Source organism: Virgibacillus profundi, assembly GCF_002287375.1.
GTDB classification, from domain to species: domain Bacteria; phylum Bacillota; class Bacilli; order Bacillales; family Amphibacillaceae; genus Virgibacillus_K; species Virgibacillus_K profundi.
In genome coordinates this window covers 255017-266596 of record NZ_NPOA01000003.1, presented here as the reverse complement: position 1 = coordinate 266596, position 11580 = coordinate 255017, and the positions used below count along the sequence as shown (strand labels likewise).

Sequence of the window (11580 nt, the reverse complement as noted above, 5' to 3'; positions counted from 1 at the left end):
ACACCCTGTTAATGCCAGGAATATAGTAAGAACCGATCATATCTCATTATATTTTATATTCATTTTAAAAGTATTATTATTTTTATACTTTCCTAAAGTACAAAAAAGGCTTCATCCAATTTTGGTAAGAGGCCTCACTCGAAATACATGCATGTTACATCATAACACATTTTTGGGGATGATACTAACAACAAAAATGATTTTTTATGATTGCCATGATAAAATAAGTAGGATTACCAAATTATATTACATCCTGGGGAGGTATTGTATGCGTTTTCCCCCGTTCAATCCATATTTAGCTGTCGTAATAGGGGTTATATCTGTATCAATCTCCGCAGTACTAGTGAAATTGGCAGATACTGCCCCTGCAGGGATAACAGCTATGTATCGCCTATTGTTTGCGGTTATTATAATGTCACCAATCATTCTAATGAAATATCGCCATGAATTTAAATTAATTACCAAAAAAGATTGGCTCCTTTCCATTTTCGCAGGTGTTTTCCTGGCATTTCATTTTATTTTCTGGTTTGAATCATTAAATTATACATCTGTAGCCAGTTCAACTGTACTGGTTTCCTTACAACCAATTTTTGCTTTTTTAGGTACTTATCTTTTCTTCAAGGAGCGTTTTTCATCCGGAGCAGTTATTAGTATGATTATCACCTTATTCGGTAGTTTTATTATTAGTTGGGGTGACTTCCAGATAGGTGGAATGGCACTTTTTGGAGATGTCTTAGCGCTACTCGGAGCGATAACGATGACAGTTTATTTTCTGTTTGGACAAAATGTCAGAAGGAATCTCTCTTTAATGACCTACACATTTATTGTATATGGCGTAAGTTCCATTACATTAATTCTTTATAATATTGTATTACAGAATCCTTTTATAGGTTATCCAGCTGACAATTGGTGGATTTTCTTAGCATTGGCAATCATCCCGACATTTTTTGGTCACACGCTTTTTAATTGGGCTTTAAAATGGCTGAGCGCTTCCACTATATCGATGGGGATCGTGTTTGAGCCGGTAGGAGCAACAGTTTTGGCCTATGTTATTTTACAGGAAACAATAACATGGTCACAATTGCTGGGTGGAGCGATTGTTATATTTGGTTTATACCTTTTTATATTAAGCACTTCCCGTAAGTCGGCGGTAACCATTTCAGAAAAAAGACAAAAAGATTAAGTATTTGAGTATAGTAACAGGTTAAATAACTGATATAATGAAAGTAATTACTAATAAAGTGGGTGAAGTCATGGATTTCCAATTAATGACAGATGGTGGAGCAGATATTCCAAAGCAACTAAATGATAAACTTGATATTGCAGTTGTTCCACTATACTTACATTTCAAGGATGATCAATACAAGAGTGGTGTAGAAATAGACCTTCCAACCTTTTATAAAAAAATTAAAGAAAATAATGAACTTCCGCATTCTGCTGCACCTAGTCCAAATGACTTTTATGATGCGTATAAACAGATTGATCCGGAAACACCAATCCTTATGTTAAGTTTAAGTAAAGGGTTAAGTAGCACATATGATAATGCTTTGATTGGAAAAAACATGCTGCTTGAAGAAGAACCAGAACGAAAAATAGAAGTAATCAACACAAAAACCGCTTCCTGTGGAATAGCCCTGCTACTTCACGAAGCAGATGTTAAATATCAAGAAAATTATTCATTTGATGAAATTGTAAAGCATCTCCATGAATGTGTGGAACAAACTACTACCTTATTTGTACTGAAAACACTTGAGAATTTAGTTTTAGGTGGCCGTTTAGACAAGGTAAAAGGTACGATTGCCAAAACACTTAATATTAAATTGTTAATGAAGGCAAGTGAGGAAGGGTCGATTGAAGTTTCCGAAAAAGTTCGTGGGGATAAAAAATCAATTAGACGTTTTATTGAACAAATTGGTGAGTACACCAAAAACTTCGAAGATAAAGTAATATCCATGACACATTGCAACGCTGAAGATCGTGCAAAAAAGGTACTAGCTGAAATTCGCAGTAAATATCCGTTTAAGGGCGAATTATTAACAGAAACCGGGCCATTAATATCAACCTATGGTGGCGAAGGTGCATTAGTTATTTCCTTTTTTAAAGATAAGAAATAAAAGGAAGGTCTGCTAAATTTCAGCAGACCTTCCTTTATTTGTGAGCTGGTACATCGGCATTTACTCACCCTGATTCGATTTTACGAGAAAATTATAGACCATTGTATTCAATGTGTCTTTATCATCCCCTAAGCAAATTAAATGCCTTGAGCGTTCGAAAAATACAACTTCTTTCCGATTCGATTTAATTTCCTTGTCCAAATAATATGCTGTTTTATATGGAACCATTCCATCCTGCTGTCCCTGAGCAATTAATACTGGTGAATCAATGTTTTTCAAATGACGCCTGGTAAATTTAATTAGCTTAAGAAATTCAAGATTAGCTTTAAATGGAACGTTTCCCAGCTTCTTCTTATAATGAATATACAACTTGTTTTTCCCAAGGTTTCCTCTCATTCCATCCACCATTATTTCCCCAAGATCAAGTCCTATTTGTTTGAAGGAAAGAAACTTACCGGAAGTCGCTAATAAAACAAGTTTATCCACCTTGTATTTGCCCGCTAAATAAGCAGCAATCATACCTCCCATTGAAAAACCTATAAGATAAATTTCATCATATTTTTCCCTCATTTGTTTTAATGATTCTTCTGCGGCTTTAATCCACTTCTTGTGTGACACATTTTTTAAATTCAACTTTCTGCCGTGACCTGGTAATGTTGGAACATCTATATACCAATTCGTATTTTCTTCAAGAAAATTTGCTAAAGGTCCTACTTCATAGGGGCCACCAGTGTATCCATGGATAATTAAACATCCAATCATAAAAATTCTCCTCTTATATTACCTTCTTAGTTTCTTTTACCCTTTTACAGGACAAAATATTACTACTGGCACCATCATTCAATTTCCATTATTACTGTTTTTTTACAAAACGAAAGCTAATGAATATATTACTAATCATCAGCTTCTAAGAATTGGTTGATTATCTGAAATTCTTTAATATTGATCCGAATTGTTTCACTATTGGAGATACTTGATGATAAGTATTGGCTAATTGTCCTACGGTACTTAGCATTTTGTCAAGATCGATCTGCCCATTTTCATCCTGGTATTTCGTCATAAAACTATTTACCCCATTCATATTGGGTTGTTGGTTGAAAGCTTGATTTGATTGCATGGAGTCAGCAGGCCAATCCATTGGCTGCTGCGGCTTGGCAAATTGTTCAAAGGGTGTTTGGTCATGTGGCGGCCCATATGGAGTATATGGATTGTAAGGTTGCTGCGAATCATTATTTGCAGCAAAATAATGATAATCGGGCGGATAATGATAAGGCCTATAATACATTATAATACACACACCTTTTTGTATTTTTTATCTATAATAATTTATGCATCTGACTCTTAAAGTGTGTGTCTATCTGTTTTAACAGTCATTCTCACCTTCTTATGATAACCTACAATTTATAATTCTCTATCCCTAAAGCATATTTTATTTTATTTTTTTGAAAACCCAAAATAGGATCCTGTTCGCTCTCGATAAATGTAGCCGGTGTTCCAAATATCCCTTGTTGCTGAAGATCCTTCATATATTTGTTATTTTCAGTAACATTTTTTGTTTTATAGGGAATTTCCCATTTATCCATTTGATCTATTAATTTTTTACATTGTGAATTACTTTCGCTTATATAAATAATCACACTTCTTTCACTCATTGGTGACACCCTTCCTTAAAGTAAATAAATGCGTAACATTCTCACTTTATAATTACCCTGAAGTTTATTTCATTAAACTCAATTATGTTAAAAATATTACAGATTCATTACAACTATTTATTTCGCTTTTAGTATTTACCACAGAACCGGGAGTAGTAAACTAATTTTTCCTAAAAAGAAAGAAGCAATTTTTATCATATGATTAGATAAAATCCGCTTCTTCCACTTGTTATACCAGTCTACCGAATAACCGGCACTTATTATTAGAGTAGAGATATCCCCATATCCCAATTTCATTTTATCGATTTAAATTGGTTACTGCTATGACTTTTATCACAGCTAGATAAGAATCCCTACTTCTACATTTCACGTATATTTGTTCCTAACCGTTTCAATAAATCAATTGCCATTTCCTTTTCGTCTTCATTTATTCCACTCATAATTTCTTTAATTCTCTTCCAATGCCCCGGGAAAATCTGTTTCAGTAAAGTTGTTCCTTGTTCTGTTAAACATGCAAAAGTTACACGACGATCATTTACGCAAGGCTTTCGCACAAGATAACCTTTTTTCTCAAGCTTATCAACCACATATGTTACACTGCCACTCGTAAGCAATATCTTATCACCTATTTTTTGGAGAGGCTGTTCACCTTGGTGGTATAAAAGCTCCAATACGGCAAAATCTGTTATGTTAAGACCTCTGGACTGAATATCAGCTTCAACTTGCTCCAATATTGCACGATACGCCTTTGACAAAACAACAAAAAGCTTTAATGAGGGATCTTGTTTTTTCTCTAATAATAATCTTTCTTCCATTATCGTTCACTTCTTTCAGCTTTAAAATAATATTAATTTATAGCACGGGTTTGTTTCTTCTTTTCATTAATAAAAATAAAATGACGATAAAACCTACTGAAATAATTGGATAAGCATCACTAAACACGATAAGAATCAGCAATACAAAACCAATACTTTCATCTACCTGAAAGTTTACTGGCTTTTTCGCTAACATTACCATTGCTTTATCCACTTTCACATCATAAATGTATAAAAACGTACTACTATAAAATAATAATTGTAATGGAACCCAAAACGTCATGTGTATTCCAAGAAAAATAATTATAGGAATAAGCGGTAAAATAGCTCCATACAGAACCCATTTGAAGAACGATTTATTATACTTTGTTAAATCCCATGGAAGTACATGAAGTATATCTGACGAAAATCGATCACTAAAAAAGCTTACAGTTGCAGAGGCATACGCATAGATACCAAATGCCAATCCTATATAAAAAAGTGTTTCATTAATAAAAGGAAGTACAACAAGCATGAGGAATAAGGCGCCAATTAATTGAAATAATAATTCATTGTTTTTTGCTAAATAAAGCTTCCACATGCGATTATGTAACGCTTTATCCGAATGGAAGGCCTTCTTTCGTTTCATTGAATTTTGAAAAACACTATATTTTTTCTGCTTTTTAAATTTTGTTTGGGATGCTTTTCCAATTAACCACATATTCCATATATGATAATCGCTGATTTCTGTTACCCTGGACCAATTTACACGTGTGAATAATGAGCGTAGTAATACAAAGTTTAGAACAATAATAATTGCGAACAGTACTATACCAACAATGGGGGATGTTGTTAAAACCCCAAACATGTTTATAAAAATCACCAGGAGCAACCAGCCTAATTTCGGCAAAAATCTAATCTGAAATAGTCTCCATTGGGGTACTGACATCATGATGTCATAAACCATAAGCAATAGGACATAGGAAATTACCAGTGAATGGGATATTGGTGTTAATAAAATAACCAAACCAGCTATGATGGAATAAATAACAAACTGTCTCAGCCATTTTTCAATAAGTGCGAACAGCCAAATCCTACTCCTGCTGTATGGCAGCATTCCTAATTGATATTCCGAGCTTGAAAACTTCAACCCAGGCTCACGAAAAGATTTCATGATATATCGAATGGGCAAAGCAGTTAATATAAGCCAAAATCCTTTCTTTAAGTTTTCTTCAATTAATATAAAATAAGGATTAAATTCCTGAATGAAATCACCAAATATAAATAAACTCGCAAAAAGATATGCGCCTAATAAGAGTAAATAAGCACCTGTTGTTTTATCAACCATGAGTCCCAAAGCTATTTTATTTATTTTTCTTTTTTTACGACGTCTATTTTTACGTATAAACCAATAAGCTTTCCATACAGGAGCTTCCCTAATCATCTGCTGTTCTCCTTTGAATCGTTTCGAATTCATCGATTGGCCCATGACTTTGAATTTTCCCATGCTGCAGCATAATGAAATGATCTGCAATATCTTTTATTCTTTCAAGCTGGTGGCTTGTCAGCAAAATACTTGTTCCTTTTTCAGCCTTTTCCTTAATTAACTTCTCTAAATAATCCATCGCATAAATATCCAGCCCCATAAATGGTTCATCAATTAATAAAAGTGATGTATCAGGAAGCAACGCACAAATTGTTTGTACCTTTTGCCTCATTCCCTTAGAGAGTGATTCCGGATACTCATTTAATTTATCTTCCAGTTCAAAACCTTTTACATAACGATCGATTCGTTTTTTCAATACATTCTCCGGCAGTTCGTAGCTCATGCCATATAACTGAAAATGCTGCATGACTGTAAGTTCAGTTAATAAGAGTGGCTCTTCCGGGAGGTAGGAAACCATTTGTTTGAAAGTTAAAAAGGAATTATCCTGATTATATTCTTCATTTATAATAATTTGCCCTGCTGATTTTTCCAAGATGCCTAACAGACTTTTGATCAATGTGGATTTTCCTGCACCATTATGGCCAACCAATGCCAGCACAGTTCCGGATTCCATTTCAAAAGAAATATCCTCTAGTAGTTTCGTTTGATTAATTTCAACATTTACGTCTTTCACTTCCAAAACCATCAAATTTATCACCCAACCTATCTGATCTCAATAATCTATATACGTTTCGGTTGTCTAAGAAGTTTCACTGCCTAAGAAAAGTTGGTCCAATAAGGAGCCTCTTTTAACTTAAAATTTTCTTCTTTTTACAGCACAGAAGCTGCCTGAATCATTTGCAGATGGTTTGGTAAAATAGTTATTTCGCTCGGTGTTGTCCCATTCATTTCGCCATCCATATCAATTACTTTACTTTTATCCGCCTTTATTTTAATTGCTTCTACTTGTAAATGGGTTAATTCTGTTAGGCCATCAGCGTCTAATTCAGGATTGTTCATGGATAACAATTCACGAAAGGAAGCTAGATTAGAGTTTTTAACAATTAAAACATCTAACTTCCCATCAGTTGGACTTACCTTTGGAATAGGAAGCTCTTTTGTACCCAGAAACTTTCCGTTCAACACTAATATCATTACAGCCTCCCCGTCATATGTCATGTCATCAGCGATAATTTCATAGGAAAACAACTCAGCCTGGCCTACCGTCTTTAATGTACTCATAAAATAGCTAAGCACTCCCAGGCTTTTCTTTTGATCATCATCGATATTTTTTGATGTCTCCGATACTAAACCAATCCCCCAAAAGTTGAGAAAGTATTGATCATCGGCTTTTCCAAGATCAATATCCACAATATCCCCCTCTACAATTGCATGGGCAGCTGCTTGTAAATTTTGTGGCATATGCAGCATTCTGCTGAAATCATTTGCAGTTCCCCCGGGTAGTATTGCGATAGCCGGTTTATTTTCCAGTGTGGCTAAACTATTGATACACTCATGAACTGTCCCATCTCCCCCGAGAATAATAAGGAGTTCTATTTGATCAGCGAAGCCTCGACATACATTTTTAGCCTCTTCAATAGTTGCCGTTTGGATAACAGTTAATTCTTTTACCCGCTGACTCAATATTGGTAATGTCCGGGCAAGCTTTTTATCCAAATCATTTTTTTCCAAATTTCCATTATATAAAAATAACCCTCTGCTATAGATAGGCATCTCTCCCACTCCCGTCATTATTGTTCTTTTGTAACAGTTATTTTGGCTGTATCTTGTAGTAATTGATGCAAAAGACGACATATGCGCTGCGTAGTTTTCCACTTACTTATATATACTAATTACCACTATTATAAAGAAAGAAACTTTTATCCGTCGGAAGGTATAATAACACAAAACATCGAATTCCAGTAAATAAGTCATACTAATTCGCACATTATTGCATATTCTTTGTAAATAACATGTAAAATAATGAAAATAGACTAGTAATTTTACCCTAAATGTTATTTAATATAAGAGTAAGACAATTTAAATATATAATACTCTAGGAGGGTCATGATGAAGAAACTTTATAGTCTATTGCTTGTGTTGGCATTAGCACTTGTACTGGCGGCATGCGGAGGTTCTGATGATGCAGATTCCAGTAACGGCAGTGAAGGGTCTGACGATGCAGAAACAAGTACTGACAGTGGAGATGAAAGTGAAGGTAGCGAAACACCGGAAACATTAGTAATGGGATTTGTACCATCACAGGATTCAGATACAATTGCTGATACAGTGGAACCTTTAGCAGAGCGCTTAGGTGAAGAATTGGGAATTGAAGTAAAAGGTCAAGTTATGACCAACTATAATGCGTTAGTTGAAGCAATGGGAGCAAATCAGGTTCAAATCGGATTTATCCCTGCATTCGGTTATGTTTTAGCAAACGAGCAATATGGAGTAGAAGTAATCTTAAAATCCATCAGATACGGATCAGGTACATACAAAGCACAATACCTAGTACGCTCTGATTCCGGTATTGAGAGTTTAGCAGATTTAGAAGGCAAAGTCTGGGCATATGCTGACCAGGGATCAACTTCCGGGTATTTATTCCCCGCAAGCCAATTAATGGAAGAATTTGATTATGCATCTGCACCGGAATTGGAAAGTGATTTTTTCAGTGGATCTATTCAATCAGGTGGACATGACAGTTCGGCAATTGCAGTCTATGAAGGCGATGCTGATGTAGCAACAACTTTCGATGATGTGCGCACAGAGCTTGAAGAAGAATATCCTGATGTTATGGATAAACTAACGGTTCTTGGTTATACAGCTGAAATCCCTAATGATACAATATCTGTTACAAAAGAGCTTGATGATGAACTGGTTCAGAAAATTAAAGATGTTTTCCTATCATTTAATGAAGATGAAGAAATGATTAAAATTATGAATGACGTATATAACTGGGATGCAATTGATGAAGCATCTGATGAAGAATATGAAGTAGTAAAAGAGACATATCAGGAATTCAAAGATAACATTGAACTTTAAATTTAGATTAAATTAAATAGGTTTTAAAAACTTCAAAAGGGGAGAAAATACTCCCCTTTTTTTCCTAGTTTACAAGAAATTAATCAGGATATAAGTCTGTAATTGGAGGAAGTACATATTATGATTGAATTTAACAATGTGGGTCTTGTATATCCCAATGGTACAGAAGGTTTAAAAAATATAAATGCTACCATTAAAGATGGTGAGTTTGTTGTAATTGTTGGATTATCCGGAGCAGGGAAATCCACTTTTATCCGCAGTATAAATCGTTTGGTTACTCCAACTTCGGGCTCACTGCTGGTAGATAGTGAGGATATTATTAACTATCATAGTGGAGATCTTCGAAAACTCCGTACAAAGATCGGCATGATTTTCCAAAACTATAACCTTGTTAAACGATCCAATGTGCTGAAAAATGTACTGGCAGGTCGGTTGGGTCATACAGGAACACTCAGATCTATTTTCAGTTTATTTAAAAAGGAAGACATTGGACTTGCGTATGAAAGTTTAAAACGAGTAAATATTGATGAGAAAATTTATAATCGTGCAGATGAATTAAGTGGTGGTCAGCAGCAGCGTGTAAGTATCGCACGTGTTCTTACACAAAAGCCGAAATATATACTGGCTGATGAACCGGTTGCGTCGCTTGATCCTCCAACATCACATCAGGTAATGACTTATTTAAAGAAAATCAATAAAGAGGATAACATTACAACAATTGTTAACCTGCATTTTATTGATATGGCAATGGAATATGCAGATCGTATTATCGGCATGCGCGCCGGGGAAATTGTATTTGATGGCCCGGTATCAGAGGTATCAGAAAAAACATTTGAAGAAATTTACGGCCGTTCAATACGTGAGGATGACTTGCGTGGGGGGGCAGATGAATCGTGACAAATGAAAACAATTCATTAGCCGAAAAGAAAACACCATCAATTTACCCAGCTAAAATAAAAATGCAAATAACTGTTATCTTTTTTGTGATTTTAGGTATTTATTTATTCAGTATGTATTGGACACAAAAAGAGATGGTTGGTGGATTTGCTGGCGCACTTGGTAATATGTTTACAGTTATTGAAAAGTTTTTCCCACCTAACTTAAATGTAGTACCTGCAATTTGGGGGCCGATGGTGGAAACGATCCAAATGGCTATTATTGCTACAACAGTGGCATCTATCTTAACTATTCCTTTAGCAGTCTTAGCTGCTCGAAATGTAACGACATTTAAGCCTTTATACTATACAACCCGTACATTCTTAAATATACTCCGTACCATTCCGGATTTAGTATTAGCTGTTATCTTTGTTGGTTTATTCGGAATTGGTCTGTTTCCCGGTATTTTAGCTCTAATTGTTTTCTCATTAGGTATATTAGCTAAGTTAATCAGTGAAACGATCGAATCTGTTGATATGAATCCATTAGAAGCGATGCGTGCTTCCGGGGGAAATGTTTATCAGGTTATATGGTATGGCTTGGTACCACAAGTACTACCACAATTTACATCATTGGTACTGTATGTATTTGAAATTAACATTCGTGCATCTGTCGTATTAGGTTATGTTGGTGCCGGTGGTATTGGTCTGATTTTAAATCAGCAGCTGGGATTCTATAATTATCCAAATGCAATGATGATTATCGTTCTTATTTTTATTGTTGTAATTGTCATCGAGTATATCAGTAATAAATTAAGGGAGGCACTGATCTAATGGAAACTTATTCATTACCTCCAAAGCCAAAAAACTCGCTTTATAAAAAAGTGAAGCGGGTTATAATTACGCTTTTAGTAATAGCTTTATACGTATGGACCTTTTTGAGTATTGATATTGATTGGGGACGTGCTATTGAACGGGCAATAAGTAACTTCCACAGGGTTATTCCTAAACTATTCAATCCTGACTGGGGAGCCACCGGAGAAGTTGCTTTAAGTATGCTGGAAACCATATTTATTGCATTCGCAGGATCATTAATGGCAGCAGTTTTAGCAATACCATTAGCATTTCTAGCTGCACATAACATGATGGGCGGGAAAATTTTCTCAACGATTGGAAAATGGATTCTATCTGCAGTTCGTGCTTTCCCGGATCTTATTTTAGCTATTCTATTCGTTGTAGCTGTTGGTCCTAACGCATTTGCCGGAGTTCTTGCCATTGCGATAGGTTCAACTGGAATGTTAGGGAAAATGTTCTCTGAAATTATTGAATCGATTGATATGGAAATTGTTCAGGCCATGGAAGCAAACGGTGCAAATAAAATTCAGATCCTTTTTTATGCTGTAATGCCACAGGTTATTCCTGAATTCCTGTCATTCGCTATTTACCGATTTGAAATAGATATTCGTGCTTCTTCCATCCTCGGTATTGTTGGTGCCGGTGGTATCGGTACAATGATTATTTTCGCATCCAATAACCGAAACTGGAACGAAATGGGAACCATTCTATTGGCTATTATTATCGTTGTAACTGTTATCGACTTTGCATCATCACGAATTAGAAGTAAAATAGTATAATTAAAGTTTTAAGAAGAAACGAAATGATAGGGTGTTTTTATGC

General features: G+C 35.1%; 13 protein-coding genes. 6 read left to right on the top strand and 7 right to left on the bottom strand.

All coding sequences use genetic code 11. The annotated features are described in order from the left end of the window. The first annotated feature begins 268 nt into the window (after window positions 1-268). Both CIL05_RS06285 and CIL05_RS06280 read left to right on the top strand, forming a co-directional pair. Window positions 269-1183: a DMT family transporter gene (locus tag CIL05_RS06285; RefSeq protein WP_095654669.1), complete on the top strand. Its 915-nt coding sequence runs from the start codon at window positions 269-271 to the stop codon at window positions 1181-1183. A gap of 70 nt (window positions 1184-1253) precedes the next feature. Continuing rightward, window positions 1254-2114, top strand: a complete 861-nt coding sequence (locus CIL05_RS06280; RefSeq protein ID WP_095654668.1) for a DegV family protein — start codon at window positions 1254-1256, stop codon at window positions 2112-2114. Window positions 2115-2174: 60 nt separating this feature from the next. Here the strand turns inward: CIL05_RS06280 and CIL05_RS06275 are convergent, their stop codons facing one another. The 7 genes from CIL05_RS06275 to CIL05_RS06245 all read right to left on the bottom strand — a co-directional run bounded on the left by CIL05_RS06275 (window position 2175) and on the right by CIL05_RS06245 (window position 7720). Then, on the bottom strand, window positions 2175-2876 hold the full coding sequence (locus CIL05_RS06275) for an alpha/beta hydrolase (protein WP_095654667.1): 702 nt from the start codon (window positions 2874-2876) through the stop codon (window positions 2175-2177). A gap of 160 nt (window positions 2877-3036) precedes the next feature. Beyond that, window positions 3037-3399, bottom strand: a complete 363-nt coding sequence (locus tag CIL05_RS06270) for a YppG family protein (protein ID WP_095654666.1) — start codon at window positions 3397-3399, stop codon at window positions 3037-3039. Window positions 3400-3508: 109 nt separating this feature from the next. Next, a complete protein-coding gene (locus CIL05_RS06265) occupies window positions 3509-3766 on the bottom strand; it encodes a thioredoxin domain-containing protein (protein WP_095654665.1) in 258 nt (85 codons plus the stop codon). Between the two features lie 359 nt (window positions 3767-4125). Continuing rightward, on the bottom strand, window positions 4126-4581 hold the full coding sequence (locus CIL05_RS06260) for a MarR family winged helix-turn-helix transcriptional regulator (RefSeq protein WP_095654664.1): 456 nt from the start codon (window positions 4579-4581) through the stop codon (window positions 4126-4128). A gap of 37 nt (window positions 4582-4618) precedes the next feature. Then, window positions 4619-6004: a hypothetical protein gene (locus CIL05_RS06255; RefSeq protein WP_095654663.1), complete on the bottom strand. Its 1386-nt coding sequence runs from the start codon at window positions 6002-6004 to the stop codon at window positions 4619-4621. Beyond that, entirely contained in the window at window positions 5997-6692 is a 696-nt protein-coding gene (locus CIL05_RS06250; RefSeq protein WP_095654662.1) for an ABC transporter ATP-binding protein, read from the bottom strand. The genes CIL05_RS06255 and CIL05_RS06250 overlap by 8 nt, the downstream gene beginning before the upstream one ends. A 125-nt stretch (window positions 6693-6817) precedes the next feature. Then, on the bottom strand, window positions 6818-7720 hold the full coding sequence (locus tag CIL05_RS06245; protein WP_095654661.1) for a YegS/Rv2252/BmrU family lipid kinase: 903 nt from the start codon (window positions 7718-7720) through the stop codon (window positions 6818-6820). Between the two features lie 336 nt (window positions 7721-8056). On the opposite strand from CIL05_RS06245, the gene CIL05_RS06240 reads away from it, so the two are divergent. From CIL05_RS06240 to phnE (CIL05_RS06225), 4 genes are all read left to right on the top strand, one after another. Further along, window positions 8057-9028, top strand: a complete 972-nt coding sequence (locus CIL05_RS06240) for a phosphate/phosphite/phosphonate ABC transporter substrate-binding protein (RefSeq protein WP_095654660.1) — start codon at window positions 8057-8059, stop codon at window positions 9026-9028. Window positions 9029-9148: 120 nt separating this feature from the next. Then, window positions 9149-9925, top strand: a complete 777-nt coding sequence (gene phnC, locus CIL05_RS06235) for a phosphonate ABC transporter ATP-binding protein (protein ID WP_095654659.1) — start codon at window positions 9149-9151, stop codon at window positions 9923-9925. Beyond that, complete coding sequence (gene phnE / locus CIL05_RS06230; RefSeq protein WP_240510129.1) at window positions 9922-10737, top strand: phosphonate ABC transporter, permease protein PhnE; 816 nt, start codon at window positions 9922-9924, stop codon at window positions 10735-10737. The genes phnC and phnE (CIL05_RS06230) overlap by 4 nt, the downstream gene beginning before the upstream one ends. Next, window positions 10737-11537 carry a phosphonate ABC transporter, permease protein PhnE gene (gene phnE / locus CIL05_RS06225; protein WP_095654658.1) on the top strand — a complete coding sequence of 267 codons (801 nt, stop codon included), beginning with the start codon at window positions 10737-10739 and terminating at the stop codon, window positions 11535-11537. The genes phnE (CIL05_RS06230) and phnE (CIL05_RS06225) overlap by 1 nt, the downstream gene beginning before the upstream one ends. Window positions 11538-11580: the final 43 nt, after the last annotated feature.